Annotated in this window: 19 protein-coding genes; 7 read left to right on the top strand and 12 right to left on the bottom strand. The window is 68.1% G+C overall.

Translation table 11 applies throughout. The features are described 5' to 3' along the window. The first annotated feature begins 4 nt into the window (after positions 1-4). From Q7W02_23960 to Q7W02_23930, 7 genes are all read left to right on the top strand, one after another. Positions 5-1,372 (top strand): CUAEP/CCAEP-tail radical SAM protein, encoded by a 1,368-nt coding sequence (locus tag Q7W02_23960; protein MDO8479188.1) that lies wholly within the window; start codon positions 5-7, stop codon positions 1,370-1,372. 199 nt (positions 1,373-1,571) lie between these two features. Beyond that, the gene (locus Q7W02_23955) at positions 1,572-4,145 is read left to right on the top strand and encodes a CHAT domain-containing protein (GenBank protein MDO8479187.1); all 2,574 of its coding nucleotides are present in this window, start codon (positions 1,572-1,574) and stop codon (positions 4,143-4,145) included. A gap of 4 nt (positions 4,146-4,149) precedes the next feature. After that, entirely contained in the window at positions 4,150-5,025 is an 876-nt protein-coding gene (locus Q7W02_23950; protein ID MDO8479186.1) for a hypothetical protein, read from the top strand. After that, the gene (locus Q7W02_23945; protein ID MDO8479185.1) at positions 5,022-5,744 is read left to right on the top strand and encodes a hypothetical protein; all 723 of its coding nucleotides are present in this window, start codon (positions 5,022-5,024) and stop codon (positions 5,742-5,744) included. Before Q7W02_23950 ends, Q7W02_23945 begins: the two co-directional genes overlap by 4 nt. 86 nt (positions 5,745-5,830) lie before the next feature. Next, positions 5,831-6,064, top strand: coding sequence for a hypothetical protein (locus tag Q7W02_23940; GenBank protein MDO8479184.1), 234 nt, complete (start codon positions 5,831-5,833; stop codon positions 6,062-6,064). A gap of 1 nt (position 6,065) precedes the next feature. Then, positions 6,066-7,544: a patatin-like phospholipase family protein gene (locus Q7W02_23935; protein ID MDO8479183.1), complete on the top strand. Its 1,479-nt coding sequence runs from the start codon at positions 6,066-6,068 to the stop codon at positions 7,542-7,544. A gap of 41 nt (positions 7,545-7,585) precedes the next feature. After that, positions 7,586-7,726 carry a hypothetical protein gene (locus Q7W02_23930; protein ID MDO8479182.1) on the top strand — a complete coding sequence of 47 codons (141 nt, stop codon included), beginning with the start codon at positions 7,586-7,588 and terminating at the stop codon, positions 7,724-7,726. Between the two features lie 59 nt (positions 7,727-7,785). On the opposite strand, the gene Q7W02_23925 is transcribed toward Q7W02_23930, so the two are convergent. From Q7W02_23925 to Q7W02_23870, 12 genes are all read right to left on the bottom strand, one after another. Continuing rightward, the gene (locus Q7W02_23925) at positions 7,786-8,301 is read right to left on the bottom strand and encodes an arsinothricin resistance N-acetyltransferase ArsN1 (GenBank protein MDO8479181.1); all 516 of its coding nucleotides are present in this window, start codon (positions 8,299-8,301) and stop codon (positions 7,786-7,788) included. Between the two features lie 48 nt (positions 8,302-8,349). Then, positions 8,350-8,793 (bottom strand): hypothetical protein, encoded by a 444-nt coding sequence (locus Q7W02_23920; GenBank protein MDO8479180.1) that lies wholly within the window; start codon positions 8,791-8,793, stop codon positions 8,350-8,352. Further along, complete coding sequence (locus Q7W02_23915) at positions 8,784-9,449, bottom strand: molecular chaperone TorD family protein (protein ID MDO8479179.1); 666 nt, start codon at positions 9,447-9,449, stop codon at positions 8,784-8,786. The genes Q7W02_23920 and Q7W02_23915 overlap by 10 nt, the downstream gene beginning before the upstream one ends. Then, entirely contained in the window at positions 9,446-10,024 is a 579-nt protein-coding gene (locus Q7W02_23910) for a 4Fe-4S dicluster domain-containing protein (GenBank protein MDO8479178.1), read from the bottom strand. Before Q7W02_23910 ends, Q7W02_23915 begins: the two co-directional genes overlap by 4 nt. 17 nt (positions 10,025-10,041) lie before the next feature. Then, positions 10,042-12,954 carry a molybdopterin-dependent oxidoreductase gene (locus Q7W02_23905; GenBank protein MDO8479177.1) on the bottom strand — a complete coding sequence of 971 codons (2,913 nt, stop codon included), beginning with the start codon at positions 12,952-12,954 and terminating at the stop codon, positions 10,042-10,044. A gap of 47 nt (positions 12,955-13,001) precedes the next feature. Next, positions 13,002-13,475, bottom strand: a complete 474-nt coding sequence (locus Q7W02_23900; GenBank protein MDO8479176.1) for a hypothetical protein — start codon at positions 13,473-13,475, stop codon at positions 13,002-13,004. A 226-nt stretch (positions 13,476-13,701) separates the two neighbouring features. Continuing rightward, complete coding sequence (locus tag Q7W02_23895; protein MDO8479175.1) at positions 13,702-14,124, bottom strand: arsenate reductase ArsC; 423 nt, start codon at positions 14,122-14,124, stop codon at positions 13,702-13,704. A gap of 7 nt (positions 14,125-14,131) precedes the next feature. Beyond that, positions 14,132-15,175 (bottom strand): ACR3 family arsenite efflux transporter, encoded by a 1,044-nt coding sequence (arsB, locus tag Q7W02_23890; GenBank protein MDO8479174.1) that lies wholly within the window; start codon positions 15,173-15,175, stop codon positions 14,132-14,134. A gap of 22 nt (positions 15,176-15,197) precedes the next feature. Then, entirely contained in the window at positions 15,198-16,019 is an 822-nt protein-coding gene (locus Q7W02_23885) for an arsenite methyltransferase (protein MDO8479173.1), read from the bottom strand. Positions 16,020-16,030: 11 nt separating this feature from the next. Continuing rightward, positions 16,031-16,339 (bottom strand): metalloregulator ArsR/SmtB family transcription factor, encoded by a 309-nt coding sequence (locus tag Q7W02_23880; GenBank protein ID MDO8479172.1) that lies wholly within the window; start codon positions 16,337-16,339, stop codon positions 16,031-16,033. 32 nt (positions 16,340-16,371) lie between these two features. Then, a complete protein-coding gene (locus tag Q7W02_23875) occupies positions 16,372-18,168 on the bottom strand; it encodes a sodium:solute symporter family protein (protein ID MDO8479171.1) in 1,797 nt (598 codons plus the stop codon). Then, on the bottom strand, positions 18,165-19,376 hold the full coding sequence (locus tag Q7W02_23870; protein MDO8479170.1) for a CoA transferase: 1,212 nt from the start codon (positions 19,374-19,376) through the stop codon (positions 18,165-18,167). The genes Q7W02_23875 and Q7W02_23870 overlap by 4 nt, the downstream gene beginning before the upstream one ends. Between the last annotated feature and the right edge of the window lie 27 nt (positions 19,377-19,403).

Below are 19,403 nucleotides of genomic sequence, written 5' to 3'. Positions count from 1 at the left end.
GCTGATGCGAATCCTGCTCGTCTCCTGCTATGAGCTGGGCCACCAGCCGCTGGCGGTCGCCTCGCCGCTGGCTTTCCTCGAGCGCGCCGGTTTCGTCGCCGATGCGCTCGACATCTCCGTCGAGGAGTTCGACGCCGACAAGGCGGCGCGCGCCGGACTGGTCGCGATCTCCGTCCCCATGCACACGGCGCTCCGACTGGGTGTCCGCGTGGCTACGATGATCCGGCGGATCAACCCGGGCTGTCACATCTGTTTTTACGGGCTCTACGCGTCGCTGAACGCGGAGTACCTGCTCGCGCACTGCGGCGACTCGGTGATCGGCGGCGAGTTCGAGTCGGCGCTGGTGGCGCTCGTGGAGGCGCTTGCGGCCGGGCGTCCGGGCGTGGTCGAGGGAGTCCACCTGCGGGGCCACGCCGCCAAGCCTGTGCTCGATCGTCTGCCTTTCCCCGTGCCGAGCCGGGGGGCGCTGCCGCGCCTCAAGAAGTACGCGCATCTGGACAGGGACGGCCGCAAGGATCTTGTGGGCTACGTGGAGGCAAGCCGCGGGTGCCTGCACCTGTGCCTGCACTGCCCGATCCCGCCCGTGTACGGCGGCCGCTTCTTCGTGGTGCCGCAGGAGATCGTCCTCGCTGACATCCGTCAGCTGGTGGGGGAAGGCGCGACCCACATCACCTTCGGCGACCCGGATTTTCTGAACGGTCCGGGCCATTCGCTCGCGGTGGTTCGTGCGATGCACGCCGAGTTCCCGTCGCTGAGCTTCGACTTCACCGCGAAGGTCGAGCACATCATTGAACGAGAGGAACTGTTTCCCGAGCTGCGAGCGCTCGGCTGCGCCTTCATGATCTCGGCCGTCGAGTCGCTGAGCGATGTAGTTCTCGGCAACCTTGAGAAGGGCCACGCGCGCGCCGACGTGCCGCACGCGCTTCGGATAGTCCGGGAGGCGGGCATCGCCTTCCGGCCCACGTGGGTCGCCTTCACGCCGTGGACGACGCTCGAGGATTATCTGGACATGTTCGAGTTCGTCGAGCGGGAAGGGCTGATCGACCACGTCGACCCCGTCCAGTTCGCGCTGCGGCTTTTGGTCCCGCCCGGCTCGGCCCTGCTGACGCGCGAGGCGATCACGCCGTACCTGGGTCCGCTCGACCAGGCCGCCTTCATCCATCGCTGGACGCATCCCGACCCGCGCATGGACCTGCTTCAGCGGGAGGCCAGCCGCCTCGTCGAGGCCGCGGCCACCGAGGATGCGGCCGCCACGTTCTACCGGCTGAAAGCTCTCGCCCATTCGACGGCGGGCCTGCCGCTCGAGCCCGAGCCGGCGCTCGCGCCGGACAGACGGCGGCCGCCCAGGCTGACCGAAGCGTGGTTCTGCTGAGCGGAGCCAACCGAGGGCCAGTTCGGCCCTCTCAAGCCGGCGCTCCACGAAGGTGTGTCGGGCGTCGTCCTGTAACGCGCGTTCTTCATCGCTCGCGCCATCAATAAGGGCAAGAATCCGGCCGGGCGTCGTACCGATGCTGTATTCTCCCGGTGAGCCGCACGTCCCGGAGGCATCGAGCTTGGTGGGAGGTCGCGCCATGGAACAGTTGCCCGGTCGGCGTTCGTGTTTTCTGCTTGTCTCCTGTGTCTGTCTACTCGTCGCGATCGCGCCTGTCCCGGTGTGGGCGCAGGGCAGCGCGCCCGAGCTGATGCAGCGGGCGCTGGCGCGGGTCGAAGCGTCCCGCGACCACTTCGCGCGCACCCTTGAGCTGCGGTCTCGCGCCGGCGACCTGCAGCAGGCCCTGTCCGAGCTCGACCAGGCGTGTCCGGCGTTGATGACGGTCGGTGACCGCGCCGGTGCCGCCACGTGTCTGGTCAAGTCCGGTGACGTCGTGCGCATGCTGAGCCAGCTTCGCCTGGGTGTGCAGATGTCCGCCGAAGACCAGCGCTGGGTCCAGAACCTGCTCAGCGAGGCGAGCCGCCGGTACCGCGAAGGCGAGCGCCTGGCGCGGGCCGAGCGGGCTGTCCAGCCGCTCGCCGAGGCGCTCATCGGTCAGGTACGCACGCAGCTCGGCGCGGGCGCGCTGCACGACTACCGGTCGGCGGCAAGCGCGGCGGACGAGGCGATCCGTGTGGCCGCCGCCCTGCCCGATCGTCGCACCCTTGCTCGCGGCATCGAGCTGAAGTCCCAGCTCGATGTGGAGCAGGGCGATGTCGTCGCCGGCGCCGACGGCATCAACCGGGCGCTGGCCATTTACGCCAAGCTCAGCGACGACCGCGCGCGATTCTACGTGCTGCTCGACCGCGCCGACATTTTCGGGAAGCTCGCCGCCCGCTGCGACTTCAAGCTGACATTCGTGGAGTGCGACGAGGATGCGAAGCGGGCGCGCGCCGACTATGAGGCCGCGCGATCGATCGGGACGACCCTCGGGTGGTCGGGCCTCATCCGCCAAATCGACCAGTTCATCCGTAACATCGAGACGCGCCGCCAGTTGATCGCGAACCGCAAGCGGATGCACGCGTCCGTCGTCGGGCAGTTCCATCCCGCCAAACCCGGCGACGCATTGGTGTCGGAACGGTATGTGACGAGCGGTGGCGGCGTGCCGCGCGAGTTGGTCGAGGCAATCGCGGCGATGGGCGGCCTTCCAGGGGGCACCGACGCGCGGGGCGCGTACGTCCGGGGGATCGAGGCCGACATGCGCGGCGACGGGGATGCCGCCCTCGCCTCCTACCTGCGCGCTGTGGCGTTGCTCGAGGGTGATCGGCAGCGGGCGAGTGACAGCGAGGCGCGGGGCGTCTTCCTCGAGGACAAGATAGACTTCTACTATCCGCCGATCCTCCATCTCCTCCAGCGCGGCAAGCAGGCGGAGGCATTCCGGCTTATGGAGGCGTCCCGTTCGCGCGTGCTTTCCGACTTGCTGGCGACGCGGAGCGGGGCGACCGACCAGCGCCAGCGCGCGCTGCTGGCTCGCCACCAGGAGCTGCGTGCGAAGATCGGGCGGCTGCAGAAAGAGCTGTTCGACCTGCGAACGCGCCCCGACTATGACGCGGCCGGCGTGGGCGCGGCCGAACAGGACCTCGAGCGGCTGGAGCGCGAGCGCGCGAGCGCCGCCCAGGAGATGCAGCGGCTTGCGCCGGGTCTGCTCGAGCCGGCCTTCTCGGAGCCGGTTCCGCTGGGGGAGGTTCTCCAGGGCGCTACGGCCGGCCGTTATGACGTGCTCGAATACCTCGTCCTCGACACCGGTGTCATCGTCTGGCACATCGGGAGCGGCGGCGTCCACGTGCGCAACGTCTTCCTGCCCCGAGCCGAGCTCGGCGCCAAGGTCGATGCGCTGAGGAAGAGCCTGGTCAATCCGCGGACGCCATTCGACACGCGGACGGCGCGCGAGATGTTCCTGTTCCTCGTCGAGCCGATGCTTCAGTGGGTCAAGAGCGGAACGCTCGTGGTCGTCCCGCATGAGGATCTGCACTACGTGCCGTTCCAGGTCTTTCAGGATCCTTCGGACGGCCGGTTCCTCGGCGAGAAGGTCCGGATCTCGTACGCGCCGAGCGCCACCGTGCTCAGCAGGCTCAAGCCTGGCGGCGGGCTTGCCGGGAGCTCGATGCTCGCCGTGGCGGGACCGCGGCTCCCCGCGGGAGTGGACGAGGTCAAGGCGATCTCGCGTCTGTACCCGGCGGGGCGGGTGACGTTGCTGCTCGATGAGGCTGCCACGGAGGAGGAAGTCACGCGCCGCGTGGCGAGCCATGGGGTATTGCACCTGGCCGCTCACGGCGTCTTCGACGGGCCGGAGCCCTTGCTCTCGTATATCGAGCTCAGGCGGTCCTCGGGCGCCGATGGGCGCCTCAGTGCAGCCGAGATGTACGGGCTGCCGCTCGGCCAGGCGCGACTCGTCACGCTGAGCGCGTGCGAAACCGGCCGCGCCGAGGCGACCCACGCCGGGGAAGTCATCGGCATGCAGCGCGCGCTCATCTATGCGGGGGCTGGGTCCCTGCTCCTGACACAGTGGAAGGTGGACTCGGCCTCGACGGCGCTGTGGATGGAGACGTTTTACCGTGAGGCCGCCCAGGCCGCGCTTCCCGAGGCCGCGCGCCGCGCCAGCGCCGTGCTGCTGGCCAAGCCCGAGTACACGCACCCCCACTACTGGGGCGCGTTCTTCCTCGTGGGACGCTGAGGCGATGCCGTCTCTGCCCGGGTTGCTCGCGGAGGCGTTCGGTTCGGCCGTCACCAAATGGAGCGTCCTGACCGGCATCTGGACTTTCGTGCTCTACGGGATTGGCTACGTCGCGCTGCGCTTCCAGCTCACGGCGCTCGGTGTGGGTACGGACCTCGCGGTTCTCGACGAGCGCTACCTGTTCGAGGGCACGAAGTTCCTGCTGCAGGTCATGACGGCGATCCCGCTCGGGGTGCTGCTCGGGCTGCCGATCGCCGCGCTCGGATGGGTCGTCGTACGCGCCGTGCCCGCTGTGCGCGGGGCCGCTGCCCGCTGGTGGTCGGTGCCGGCGCGGCCGCTCATCGCCGGCATCGTCTTCGCCGTCCTTCTGATCCAGATCGTCATGCGACAGTGCCTGGCATTCAACGATCTTTTGCTCGCGACGGACCTGCCGAGACAGCCGACGTGGTTCCGCGCGATTTTGCTCGCGGGCGATGACACGCTGATGAACCTGTTCTTCGTTGTCCTCCTGGTGGGCGTCGGGGTCACCGCGGTGTGCGTGCTGGCGCTCGGGGCATGGGAGACGGCGCGCCCGTTTGACCGCGTGCTCGGCGTGCTGCTCGTTGTCCTGCTCGGCATCGAGCTGCTTCTTCTGCCCGTGAACTACGGCTATCTGAGCACGCGCCGGGCCATGCCGCGCATCGTGATCGGCACCCCAGTCGAGACTGGGCGGCAGGCATGGCTGGTCTGGGAGGGCAAGGACGGCGTCACATACCTTGCCCTCGATCCGAAGGGCGGACGGCGCCTCGTCACTGTGCCGAAGGGCGAGTTCAAGTTCATGGAGATGGTCGCGTACGATCCAGTGCTGCGGACGCTCTACGGCGGAGTCAGAGCTCGATGAGTGCGACGCTGAGGTCGCGGCTCCTGGCTCTCGCCGTCGCCGCCGGCGTGCTCTGCGTCGGATCGGTCTCAGCGCAGGAGTCGGTCTGGCAGACTCTCGCCGGCTTCTTCGGCATGTCGCAGTCGCCGAGCCAGCTTCGTTCAGGCTCCGGCGAGCCGGTGGCGGGTGAGATCTGGCTGGTCCCTGCCGCGGCCGGCGCGAGGACGAGGCTCACGGCGGAAGGCGGTTACAACTCGCCCGTGTTCCTACCAGACGGCAAGGCGCTCCTCGCGCTACGCGATGACGTCCTGGTCCGCATCGAGATCACCGGCGGCACCGTGACCGAGCTGGCGCGGCTGCTGGGCGTCACGAGGCTCGTCGGTGTCGCGCGCGAGCGGCCGGACGACCTTGCCGTACTGGCCGTCGGCGACGGCCGGCCCCGTATCGAGATCTTCGAGCGCAGCTCGGGCCGTCGGCGCGCCGTGCGCCACGACCCCCAGAGCAGCCGGGACCGGCTGATGCTCGCCTACGCGGAGGGTGACGAGCGGGAGTACGGCAGCGTGCGCGTCTTCATCGACGAGCAGAGCACGTCGTTCCGGCAGTGGACCGACGTCTTCATCCAGACCGCCGGCCGGCCCCCGGTTGATCTCACGAACGGCAATGGGATCAGCAGCCGCCAGCCGGCCCTGTCCCACGACGGCGCGCTTGTCGCGTACGTCAACGTCGGCCGCGCCCGCTGAAGACCAGGCGCGCTTGTGCAGCAAAACCCCCTAAACTATAGTGCTCGCCGGGTCGGGACGCTCGCCCGAGCGCGCAGGAGGACATTTTGGAACACGTGATCGTCGAGTTTCCTGAGCGTCGCGAGGTTTTCATGGGAGGCGTCAGCCAGGGCGACAACCTGAAGGACTCCGGCGGGTACTGGATTCTCCCGGTGGACGAGGGCTTCCACACCTTTACCCTCGGCGGCCCAAAAGACTTCGCTCCCGACAGCCAGGGGATCGATGTCCGCGGCACCACGCCCGGTCAGCCCCTGCACATCGTCTTCACGAAGAAGGTCTGACGTGCGCGTGCCCGTCCGATCGCTCCTGCTCCTCGCGGTGGCCGCGCTCCTCGCCGCCTGCGCCGGCCAGCCGATCAACACCAGGCTCGACGCGTTCGACGGCACCAGCGGGTACCGATACCGCAATCTGCCCTCCGAGGGCAACGCCGACGATCTGTTCGTGATCCTGGCCTTCTCCGGCGGAGGCACCCGCGCGGCGGCGTTCTCGTTTGGCGTCATGGAGGGGCTGAACGATACAAAGTATCGGGGGCCGAACGGGGAGCGCGCTCTCCTCGAGGACGTCGACGTGATCTCGTCCGTGTCGGGCGGCAGCTTCACTGCCGCCTACTACGGCTTGTTCCGCACGGAGTTCTTCAAGGAATTTCCGGGCGCCTTCCTGCACCGCGACATCGAGGGCGACCTCCTCCTCCGCGCCCTGTCGCCGGTCAACTGGGTTCGCCTGGCGTCTCCGACCTTCGACCGCATCGATATGGCCGCCGAGCTCTACGACGAGGTGATCTTCAAGGGCGGGAAATTCGCGGATCTGCTCAACCCCCCGCGGAAGCCTTTCATCATTCTCAATGCCACGGACATGACCTTGGGTCACCGCTTCGAGTTCACGCAGGACCAGTTCGATCTGCTGTGCTCGGACCTCGGACCTCTCAAAGTGGCGAATGGCGTCGCCGCTTCCTCCGCCTTCCCGGGTCTGCTCAGTCCTCTCACGCTCAAGAATTTCGCGGCGAAAGACTGCGGCTATAAACCGCCGGAGTGGCTCACGGACGCGGCGCGACCAGGCAACCCCATGCAGCGCTACGTGCCCGCGCGGGAAGCCCTCTCCTATCAGGTGTTCGAACCCGGGCGCCCCTACATCCACCTGCTCGACGGCGGGCTCGCCGACAACATAGGGCTCCGAGGCCCCTACATGGCTCTCACCAGCCACGCCAGCCCATGGAGCGTGCTCTCCAGGATCAACCAGGGCCGCGTCCGGCGCGTCGTGGTGATCACCGCGAACGCCAAGACCAAGCCGAGCCACGACTGGGATCAGCGGCGGCGGGCGCCTGGTGTCTTCAGCGTGCTGGGGTTCGTGGCTTCCGGGCCGATGGACAACTACTCCTTCGATACCGTCCAGATGGTCCGCGACTTCTTCACCCAGCAGGACGCGGACATCAAGTCGGCGAACGCCTGCGCGGCCCGGATCAAGGATGCGTGTGGGGCCACCGGCACGGACCAGCGGCGCGTAGTGGACTTCTTCGCGGTGGAGCTCTCGTTCGACGCGGTGGACGACGACACGCTCCGCGGCTGCCTCGACAACCTGCCCACGTCGTTCGCCCTGCCCGAGAAGACGGTCGGGCTGCTCCGCGTCGTCGCGCGCTCTCTGCTCATGAGATCGAAGGATTTCCACGCGGCGATGCGCACGATCGACCCCGCCTGGACTCCCAGCCCCGTCACGATCGACCCCGCGCTTCGCGCTGAGGTCTGCGCGTCATCAGCGGCGCGCTGACGCGGAATCGAGGTATGGCAGAGCCATGTAAGGGGGGGTAGATGATGGACGAGACGGCCGAGCTGCTCTCGTGGATCCTCGCGCTGGCCTTCACGACGGGCCCGGCCGAGGTGCTGGCCTACATGCCCGCCATCGCGTGGAGGTCCGGCACGGGCATGGTCGTCTGGAACAACTTCGCCTAACGGTGTGATGATCCCCTCGCCCCCGGAGGGGGAGAGGGCAGGGTGAGGGGGGCGGTCGCCTAGCGGCCCACCAGGCGCTCGACGACGACGCAGTCCTTCCAGACGCCTTCGAGCTGGCCGTGCGCTTTGTACGTACCGACCTCGCGGAATCCCACCGCGCGGCACGCGGCCCGGCTCGCGAGGTTCTCCGGGAAGATGCGTGAAACGAGCTTGTGCAGCCCGGCCTTGGCTGATTCCTCGATGAGCGCCTCGAGCGCGCGGCGTCCTACGCCGCGACGCCGGTAGTCGCGCGCGACGTACACGGAGAACTCGGCAATCTTCGCGTAGCACTCGCGCGGCCGGTAGGAGGACGTCGAGGCGAAGCCGACGACCTGCCCGCTCTGCTCGGCCACGACGATCGGATGCATGCCGTCGAACCAGCCGGCGACGTCCTCGGCCATCCGCGGCCGTGTCTCGAAGGTGGCGATGCGGTCCTCGATGCCCTGGTTGTAGATCCGCGCGATGGCGCCCGCGTCGGCCGGCGTCGCCCGCCGCATGGTGATGCCCCGTCCGCTCTCAATGGATCCGCCTGCCATGTGAGTAGAGTAACAGGGGCAGGCTTGGGTCGCTCTTCCGTCTTCGCGTCAGCTGGTAGAGCGCTCCGATGACAGCTCCGGAGATGGAGGACGGGACTGCTGAAGCGCCGGAAGAAAACAACGGTGGCGGAACCGCGACGGCATGTGGGAGCCCACCGACGCCACCGCCACCGTCAGGAGGAGCAGAAAGACGCGATGCTCCCAGAAGAACGGGACCGTCAGCAGGATGAGGAGCTTGGCCAGGACCACCAGGCCTTTGCCCATGAACAGCCAGGCGCAGGTCGATGCCAGCTCCAGCGCCAGCAGGGCCCCGCCGCTGGCGATCGTGGCAACGAGAAACGGCATCAGGCGGGCGGGATCCACGTCGAAGAAATGGCCGCCGAGGAGCGCCCCGAAGGTCATGAGGTGAGCGGTGCGCAAGGTGAGGCCGAGCGCGCGGTGACGCGGGATCCGCCTGGGCGGATCGGGGAACAGGAGGGCCCTCACTCGCATGAAGCGTCCTGTGCCCCGGCCTCCTGGTCGAGGAAGGCCTCGGTGAGCGCGACGATGCCCCGGTAGAAGGGTCCGGGCGCGTTGGCCCGGATTCTCTCGCACAGGCGCGGCGCCCATTGCCGGATATGTTCTTGAAGCAGGCGCCGCTGGAGCGCTTGCGCTCGCGCGACGGCGTCGCCGTCGCCCTCCTCCCGCGCACGCGCCTCGGCGTCACAGAGAACCTGCATGCAGCCCAGCTCGAGGCCGATGTGGTCCGGCAGCTCGCGGACATCGCCCGCCACCTCGACGCCCGCCTCCCGGTAGATCGCCTTGACGGCGAGCGTCGAGGGGCCCATGAGCAGTCCACGAACGACCTCACCGTCGACGACACGCTCGTCGCGGTACACGGCCTCGTAGGGAGTGACGTAGCGTCCCAGCGGAACCGTGAAGAGGCTCTGGTACTCCTGGTCCAGGGTGTCCCAGCTCCCGTCAAAGCGCGAGCGGAACTGCTCGAGCTCGCCGACGACGGCGGCGCCGAACTGCTCGGCCAACTGCCGCAGGACGACGTCGTCGAGGATCGGCGAGACGGACTGGGCGGTCGGCGGCCGCAGGAAGGCGCCGGCCAGGTATCCGTAGAACTGCCCTCGAGCGACAGCGCAGGCCGCCTCCATGATCATCGCTTCACGAACCTCGCCGACGGCCGGGTCATCCCCGGCGCGGCAAAGCCGTCTGGCGCGTTCTCGCCGGAGCGCGCCGCGTCGAAGTCGGGGACATAGGTGAGCGCCTTGCCGATGCACGTCGTGGCGCAGGCCGGCTCGAGGCCCTTATCGGTCCGGTGGACGCACATCGTGCACTTCTCCACCTTCCGCGTGGCCTCATTCCACTGGGGCGCGCCATACGGGCAGGCCCACACGCAGTACTTGCAGCCGATGCATGCCTCCTGGTCGATGAGCACGATCCCATCGGAGGCGCGCTTGGAAATGGCGCCGACCGGGCAGGCGTTCATGCACGCGGGCATCTGGCAGTGATTGCACGCCGAGGTGACGAAGGTGCGCCAGACGTTCGGATACGTGCCGCCCTCATTCACGATGACCCAGCGGTAGCTCACGTTGAGCGGACGCTGGGGATTGCCGTTCTGGAAAAGAAGCGGGGAGTTGCTCGGGGCCGTGTTCTGCTCCGACTTGCACGCGACCGTGCAGCTGTGGCAGCCGATGCAGCGTCCCAGGTCGATCACCCATCCGCGCTGTGCCATGGCCTCTCGCCTCCCCTCTACGCTTTCACGAGCCGGACGCGGCTGTCAGAGAAGGACACGCTGCCGCCGACTTTGTCCTGGATGGACGTGTTGAGGATCCGCCCCTTGAACTGGTCGAGCCGCATGATCGGGTTCACGGTCAGCCCCGTGCCCCGGCTCGGGTCGGCCGACTGCCGCACGCCGTCCACGACGTACGGTCTGGACGCCAGCTGCCAGTGGCCGAAGTGATGCGACACGGCGATCACGCCGGGCCGGAGCCCCTCGGTGAGCTTGGCCTTGCCCACGACGCCCTCCGGGCTCGTGCGCGAGCTGAGCCGCACGGCATCGCCGTCGCCGATCCCGAGTCGCCGCCCGTCGGAGGCGTTGATCTCGACGTAGTTCTCCGGCTGGATAAGCGTGAGCCACGGGATGGTCGCCGTCCGCGCCTGCGCCTGCCAGGCGAACTTGTAGGTGATGAGGTGGAACGGGTAGTCGGCGCCGTCGATGCCGGCGATGGGCGTGTCGTCGGCGAACTTGGGCGGCTCGTAGTGCGGGAGGCCGTCGAAGTACTGGCCGGTCATGGAGTCCTTGGTCGTCGCGAGCTGCTCGATGTAGAGATGGATCTCGTTGGCGTACTTGTACTTGAGATACTTGCCGTCGTACTCGCCGCCCGAGTCCTCGAACACGCCGCCCTTGGCCACGATCTCGGCAAGAAGCTTGCCCGAGTTCTTGGCGAGGTTCTGAAGCCCCTTCTTGTAGAAGTCCCAGGAGGTGTTGATGGGGCTGCCGTCTTCGAACGCCTTGTCGCCGACTCCTGGGAGGCCCAGCGCCTTGGCCAGGCCGATGTGGATGTCGCCCACGGTCTTGGTATTCGGGAGCACGGGCGTGTAGACGTTGGGCGCATCGGGATTGAAGGGCACCGTGCCGATGTCCTTGCCGTCGAGCTTGCCTGCGACGGGCTGCTGGAACGACGTCGCTCGCGTGAGGATGGTCGGCGTCATCCCGGGGAAGGCCCACTTCTCGAGATACGTCGTGTCCGGCAGGATGTAGTCGGCGAACGCCGCGACCTCGCCCATGTTGAGGCTGATGGCCACGAACAACGGCAGCTTGGTCTCGTCCTTGACGTAGTCCTCGAAGACCGTTCGCAAGGCCGGCGTGCTGTAGGGCCACGCATTCCAGTACGTGAACAGAGCCTTGAGGGGATACGGGTAGCCTTCAGCCGCGCTCGGGATGACCTCCTGGTAGTTGCCGTGGGTCGCGTACGGGAACCACGGCCGCTTGGCCGGATAGCCGCCGTCGCGCTTGAAGAGGCTGGGCGCGTCCTTCTCGTAATGTTTGACCGTCCGGTTGAGCTTGAGGCCCTTGGGCGAGACGCCGCCCGGCACGGTCCCCAGCGGCGTCACGCCCGAGCCCTCCGACCATCCGCCGCCACCGCCGGCATTGCCGCCGCGCCAGTCGTAGTTGCCCACGAGGGTGTTGAGCAGGTTGACGGAGAGCTGGTTGTACACGCCGTTCGTGTGCTGGACGAGGCCCCGGTAGGCGTTGGTGACGGCCTGCTTGCCCGCCGCCGCGAACTCGGCGGCGAGCGTGGTGATGATCGCCACGCTCACGCCGCCGTCCTCGGCGTACTCGGCCAGGGACTTCGAGAGCAGGCGCTCCTTCATGAGGTGGAAGGCCGTTTTGCACCGCCGCCCGGCCACGGTGACCTCGCCGGGCTCGAGCTCGCCGACGAGAGCCGGCGCGCCGATCTCCTTGGCGCCGCCGCCCATCCACGCCACGTAGTTGTCCTTGCCGCCGCCGATGGCGTCGGCGCGAAGATAGCGCCGGGCCTCGGGGTGAGCCGGGTCCACCACCACGAGGCGCGTGGCGTCGGCCCAGGTGGGCTCCCCCGCCGCCTTGGCCGCCGCCTGGTTGGCATTGGCCAGGTACTTGGCGTCGTACTTGCCGTTCTCCACCATCCAGCGCGCCATCCCGAGCGCCAGCGCCGCGTCCCCGCCGGGCTTGACGGGTACCCACCGATCGGCCAGCGCCGCCGTGTTCGAGAAGCGGGGGTCCACCACGACGTACTTGCCGCCCTTGGCGCGAAAGTCCATCAGCTTCTCGCCGAGCGCGACCAGCGGGAAATTCGCCTCGAGGAAGCTCGAGCCGAACAGCATGATGTACTTGGCCTCGAGGATGTCGGGCTTGAAGTGGTTCTTCCGTCCCCGGTTCGCCTTTGTGTCCCAGGTCATCAGCTCGTTGGCGACGTGGTGAGATGTCTCGCAGATGCTGGTGTGGTCCTCGCGCCGGTTGACCGTCCCGAAGCCACTGCCCCAGATCCGGTCGGTGAAGCCGCCCTCGACGGTGCGGCCGGGCGAGTACAGCACCTGGTTGGCGATGGGCCCGAGCTCGGGCGCCGCCGGATCGATGAGCGTGGTGAGATCGCGCAGCGGCTTGAGCCTGGCGGCGATCTCCTCGAAGGCCTGGTCCCAGCTGATGGCCTTCCATTCTCCGGAGCCGCGCGCGCCGGCGCGCTTGAGCGGCTGCTTGATCCGGTACGGATCGTAGAGCACCTGCATGCCGGCCTGCCCCTTCGCGCAGAGTCGCCCGGGCTTGCGCTTGGCCTGCTCCACCGGCGTCGCGTACGTGGGGCGCTCGCCGGGCCCCAGGTTGTTCGGGTGATACGGGTTGCCGTCGATCTTGAGGACGACCCCGTCCTTCAAGCGCGCCATCATCCCGCAGCGGCCGTGACAGTTCTGGCAGACGCTCATGAGGACTTGCACGCCCGCATCGAGCTCGGTGGCATCGGGCGGAATCTGGCCCGTGGACAGCGCCTGCGCCGGGCGCGCCAGAAATAACATATCGCCCGCCCCGGCGGCGGCGCCCAGGGCCGCGGCCATCTGGAGGAAGCGCCGCCGATCCACCTGACCGTCCAGCAGGGTCGTCGTCCCTGCTTCTGCGTGCTGAGCCATACTCGTCGCCCTCCTATCCGAGTCGACCGTTCCAAGCCGATCGGGAATCATTCCGCGTAGAACTTTCTGTTTGCCATGCCGTTCTTGCCATGGCAGGCGGCGCAGGAGCTGGGATCGGTGTTCTTCCGGATCTGCATGCCGGAGTGCTGGACCACGTCCACGCGCGCGTGGCAGGTGCGGCAGTTGTCGTTGGTCACCCCGGCCTTGGCGTCGTAGTCGGGCATGAACGGGACCATGGCCGCATGCGCGTTCTTGACAGCGGGCTTGAGCGTGGCCCGCGTCATGAGGTCGGCGTGGCAGCCCAGACACGTGCCGCGGAACTGCGGCGAGTCGGGGTTATGGACGGCGGCCAGGTCGATCGCGTCCGCGCGCGGCGGGCCGGCTTGAGGGCCGGCAGGTCCCGAGCACGCCGCCACCACGACCGCGAGGGCAACGAGGAAAGCTGTGATCGTTCCAATCCTGGCCGTCCCGTCCCGTCCCGGCCGCCCTCCTCCGCTGGAGGTTGTATGGAATAGCATCATCTGTGCTCCTCCTCGGCCCTCAATGGTTCCTCGGGGTCCTACGGAAGCCTGCACGGGTGGTGCCACAGGAACCCGGGTCAAAAACTGGGGCGGATGGACTACGGCCCGCGTTCGAACGCACTAAGGAGGGCCGGGAGTCGTGGCGGCGGCGCCGCCCCAGCGGGGCCTCTATGCCGCAGTGCGGTGCAGGACCCGGAAGGAGCGTGCACGGATGTTGCGGGGGGTCTCAGGCCTCCGGCAGAGAGATCCAGCTGCTGATCTTCTGCGAGATCTCGTCCCTGATACGGCAGAAAGTTTTGAGTTTCTCCTCCTCGGAGCCGGCGGCCGCCGAGGGATCCTCGAAGCTCCAGTGGAGGCGTGTCGTGCGCGCCGGGAAGATCGGGCACCGCTCGTTCGCGTTGTCGCACACGGTGATCACGCAGTCCCAGGGTTGGGCGAGAAACTGGTCGAACGTTTTCGAGCTGTGCCCGGCGAGGTCGATCCCCACTTCACGCATAACCTGGATCGCGAGCGGGTGGACTCGCGGCGCTTCGGTGCCGGCGCTGGCCGCCTCGAACCGGTCCCCGCCGAGCGCCCGCAGGAAGCCCTCGGCCATCTGGCTCCGCGCCGAGTTGTGCGTGCAGAGGAAGAGAACGCGCCGCTTCGTCATGCGCCGCTCACTCTGCCGGGGTGGGCGAGGGCGCGGGGAACCAGCCGCGCGTCCGGTTGCAGAAGGCGCAGACCGACAGCATGACGGGCACCTCGACGAGCACGCCCACGACGGTCGCCAGCGTAGCGCCGGACGTCAGGCCGAACAGCGAGATCGCCGTCGCCACCGCCAGCTCGAAGAAGTTGCTCGCGCCGATCAGCGCGCCCGGGGCGGCCACCGCGTACGGGACCTTGAGCCAGCGGGCCAGACCATAGGCCAGGCTGGAGTTGAAATAGACCTGGATCAGGAGCGGGATTGCGATCAGCACGATATGCAAGAGGTTGCCGAGGATCACGTCGCCCTGGAAGGCGAAGATCAGGACGAGGGTGGCGAGGAGCGCCATCACCGACACCGGCTTGAGCCGCGCCAGGAAGACCTGCTCGAACCACGGGAGCCCCCGCGTCCGGACGAGCACGGCCCGCGAGCCCGCACCCGCCGCCAGCGGGATCGCGATGTAGAGCAGGACCGAGTACAGCAAGACGTCATACGGCACGGTGATGCTCGACACGCCGAGCAGGAAGATGACGATCGGGGCAAAGGCCACGAGCATGATGAGATCGTTGAGCGCCACCTGGACCAACGTGTACGCCGGGTCGCCGTCGGTCAGGTAGCTCCAGACGAAGACCATGGCGGTGCAGGGGGCCGCGGCCAGGATGATGGTGCCGGCCAGGTACTGGTCCCCGAGCGCCGGCCCGATCATCCCGGCGAAGAGATGCTTGAAGAAGAGCCAGCCCAAGAAGGCCCTGCTGAAGGGCTTGACCAGCCAGTTGACGAAGAGAACCACGAAGATGCCCCGCGGCTGGCGCCCGACGCCGCGGAGCGCGGCGAAGTCGATGCGGAGCATCATCGGGTAAATCATCAGCCAGATCAGCACCGCGATCGGGAGGTTGACGTGGCTGACCTCGAGCCGGCTCAGCCCTCCCACCAGGGCGGGGCTGAGCCGGCCGATCGCGGTGCCTACGACGATGCAGAGCGCGACCCAGACGGACAGATAGCGTTCGAAGACGCTCAAGCGCCTGGTCTGCCGGTGGGACTTACCGGGCCGCGGGCTTCCGGGCGCGGATGAAGGCGCTCATGAACTTGCCGTCCACCTGCGGCGCGATGGTGTCGGGGTCGATCCCCGATCCGGCCAGGAAGTCGCGCGCGTCCTCCACCCGGTAGACGCGCGTCGGCTCGACGTCGATGCCCTCGAAGCCCGCCTTGCCGAGCTTGTCGCGGTACTCCTGCTCCTCGAGCGCGCCGGCGACGCAGCCGATCCAGAGCTCGACGCTGCGCCGGATGGCGGCGGGTATCTCGCCCCGCACCACGACGTCGGAGACCGCGAAGCGCCCGCCCGGCTTGAGCACGCGGAAGGCCTCCGCCAGAACGCGGTCCTTGTCGGCCGAGAGGTTGATCACGCAATTGGAGATGATGACGTCCACCGTGTTGTCCGGGAGCGGTATCTGCTCGATCTCGCCCTTGAGGAACTCCACGTTCTGGGCTCCTGATTTGCGCTGGTTCTCGCGCGCCAGGGCCAGCATCTCGTCCGTCATGTCGAGGCCGTAGGCCTTGCCCGTCGGCCCGACTCGTCTGGCGGAGAGGAGCACGTCGATGCCGCCGCCGGAGCCCAGGTCGAGGACGCTCTCGCCGGGCTTGAGCTCGGCCAGCGCCGTGGGATTGCCGCAGCCGAGCGAGGCGGCCGCAGCCTCGGCGGGCAACCCTTCCGTCTCCGTCGCGGAGTAGAGGTTGGACGTGATCGGATCGCACTCGCCGCGCGAGGACGCGGATCCGCAGCAGGAGCTGCCGCCCGTCGTGACCCTGAGCGCCGCCTTGCCGTACTTGTCCTTCACGATCTGCTTGATGTCCTGGTCTGCCATGGCGTTCTCCTTTAACAGCAGGCGGTCAGCAGGCGCGCCAGCGTCGTGGCCGTCTCCCGCTGCACGGAATAGTAGATGTACCGCTCTTCCTTCCTGCTCTCGACGAGCCCGGCCCGCCGGAGCAGGTCCAGGTGATGCGACAGGGTCGGCCCCGGGATCTCGACCGCCGCCTGGATCTCGCCGACCGAGACTTCCTTCCCGGCACGGACCAGGAAGAAGAATACTTGGAGACGGGTCAGGTGGCCGAGGGCCTTGAACGCCTCGACGTGGCTTTCGTCCGCGTCCAACCGGGCCAGCGGGAGGCGGGCTATCGTTTTCATATTTTGAAGTGTATGGAACTATCGAACGGATGTCAAGCGGGATCCTTGAACGAGCGCGAGATCCAGTAGAATGCGGCCGCCGCCACGGCCAGCATCCCCAACCCCGCGCCGGTGAAGCCGAAGATGACTTTTCCGATGCCGAAGAGCGTCGCGTAGACCGCGATGACGCCGGCGATCCAGTTCGTCCAGGCGAGCGCTCCGCCTGGGATAGCCTCGCGCCCGTATCCGAGCCGCGCCGACACCGTTGCCCAGCCGGGGCCGCCGGGACGCACGCGCCGGTAGAAGGCGTCGAGCACCGCGTCGGGCTCCGGGCGCGTGAGGAGCGTCACCGTCAGCCACACGACCGTGCTGCACGCGACGGTCACGAGCATGACGGTCGCGGTCGCGTTGGGATCGTTCGCGGCGAACCGCGGCTTGATGAAGCCGAAGCCGAGCAGGCTGATCACGAAGCTCGCCACCGTCGCGGAGATCTCGCTCCACGCGTTGATGCGCCACCAGTACCAGCGCAGGATCAGCACGAGCCCTGTGCCGGCGCCGAGCGCTAGGAGGAGCTCCCACGCCTTCTCGACGCTTGAGAGCTGGGAGGTGACGGCGATCGACCCGAGGAAGAGGAGGACCGTCGCGGCGCGGGAGACGGCGACGTAGTGCGCCTGGCTTGCGTCCCGCTTCACGAAGCGCTTGTAGAAGTCGTTGACGAGGTAGGACGCGCCCCAGTTGAGGTGGGTCGCGACGGTGCTCATGTACGCGGCGGCGAAGCCGGCGAGCATGAAGCCGCGCCACGGCGTCGGCAGGAGGTCCACGAATGCCTGGACGTAACCGGCTTCTCTATCTTGAAGATTCGGGTAGAGGATGACCGTGGCGAGGCCGGTGACGATCCACGGCCACGGCCGCAGCGCGTAGTGCGCGATCTGGAAGAAGAGCGTGGCGAGCACGCCCTCCCTCTCCGACCGCGCGCTGAAGATGCGCTGGGCGATGTAGCCGCCGCCGCCCGGCTCGGCGCCCGGGTACCACGCCGCCCACCACTGGACGGAAAGATAGACGCCCAGGGTGAGGAGCGGCATCCATGCGTAGGCGTGAAGGCCGGTGGCCGTCGCGCTCACCGGGAGGACGGACAGCGCCGCCGCCTCGCTCCCGAAGTGCTGGACCAGCTTGATCTTCATGACCTCTATCCCACCCACGGCGCGCACCGCGTAGACCGCGAGGACGATGACGGCGCTCATCTTGATGACGAACTGGACGAGGTCGGTCCACAGCACGGCCCACATCCCCGCGGCCACCGCGTAGACGGCGGTGATCGCGAAGCAGATGCCCACGGCGACGACCTCGCCGCTCACCGTCATTCCGGCGATCGTCACGTCCCGCAGGCCGAGCGAGATCGTCAGGATCTTGATCATCGCCCGGGTGACCCAGCCGAGGATGATGAGGTTGATCGGGATGGCGAGGTAGAGCGCGCGGAAGCCGCGCAGGAAGGCCGCGGGCCGTCCGCCGTAGCGTACCTCGGCCAGCTCGGCGTCCGTCATGACTTCCGCCCGTCGCCAGAGCCGGGCGAAGAAGAAGACGGTCAGCATCCCGCTCATCACGAAGTTCCACCAGAGCCAGTTCCCCGCGACGCCCTTGGTGGCGACGAGCGCCGCGACGACGAGCGGCGTGTCGGCGGCGAAGGTCGTGGCGACCATCGCCGTGCCGGCGAGCCACCACGGCACCTGGCGCCCGGAGAGGAAGTACTCGTCGAGGCTCTTGCCGCCGCGCCTGGTGAAGAAGAGCCCGATCGCGGTGCAGAAGAGGAAGTACGCCGCGACGATCGCCCAGTCGAGCGGGGTGATGGTCAAGGCGCGATCACGCGGAGCCGCCGCAGTAGGGTGATGCCGGCGGCGTCGTAGCCAAGGCCACGGAGGATCTCGTCCGTATGCTCGCCCAGCTCGGGCGCGCGGCCTGCCGGGACTTTTGGCTGGCCCGCCACGAAGACCGGGTTGCTGACCGTGCGGAAGGGGCCCTCGGCCATGGGGACGATCACCTGGGCCGCGGTCATCTGCTGGTCGTCCTTGATGTCCTCGATGCGCGCGATGGGCCCGAAGGTGACGCCGTAGGACTTGAGGCGCTCGCGCCACCCGGCCCAGTCCCGCGAGGCGAAGACGCCGTCGAGGATGGCGACGAGCTCCGCGGCATTGGCCTGGCGTGACTCGAAGGTGGCGAAGCGCGGGTCGGAGGCGAGTAGAGGCCTCTCGATGGCGCGGGTGAAGGGCTCCCATCCTTTTTCGGCACGCAGCACTGTCAGCATGAACCAGCGGTCGTCCTTGCAGCGGTAGAAGTTGATGATCGGGTTCCGGCACCGCTCGCGCGGCATCCGCTCCGGGAACGTGGCGTCGCAGAGCGAGGCCTGGATGAGCGTCGAGTTGGCCCAGGCGCCGCTCGCCATGAGAGACGTCGAGACCTTGGCGCCGCGGCCGGTCTTCTCGCGCTGGTAGAGCGCCAGCATGACGGCGCCGAAAAGCACCATGCCCGTCGGGTGGTCGCCCATGCCCGGCATCGAGTGGGCCGGCGGCCCGTCCGGGGCGTGCACGAGGTCCATCAGCCCGGAGCGCGCCCACCAGGCGTTGATGTCGAAGCCGGGCTTGTCGGCCTCTTCGCCGACTTCCCCGTAGCCCGTGACCAGCGCGTAGACGAGCCTTGGGTTGAGGGGTTTGAGCTCTTCATAGGTGAGGCGGAGTCGCGCGAGGACGGCCGGAGGGAAGTTGGTGACGAGGACGTCGGCGCGTGCCGCCAGTTTGAGGAAGGCCTCCCGCCCCTCGGGCTTGCTTAGGTCCACGGCGAGGCTCTTCTTGTTGCGCGAGTCGAGCAGCCAGGAGTAGTTGTGCTCGCTCACGGGCAGCCCCGGCAGCTCGCCGAGCCGCCGGTTCGGGTCGCCCCCGTCGGGCGTTTCGACCTTGATCACCTCGGCGCCGAAGTCGGACATGACAGTGGCGGCGGACGGGCCGGCGAGGAAGCTGCCGACGTCCAGCACGAGGATGCCGTCGAGAGCGCGCGGTGAAGGGCTCATCGTGGAGCGGTTGAGGACGTTACGGCC

Source organism: Candidatus Rokuibacteriota bacterium (assembly GCA_030647435.1).
Lineage (GTDB): Bacteria > Methylomirabilota > Methylomirabilia > Rokubacteriales > CSP1-6 > AR37.
This window is presented reverse-complemented; position numbering and strand designations above follow the sequence as displayed.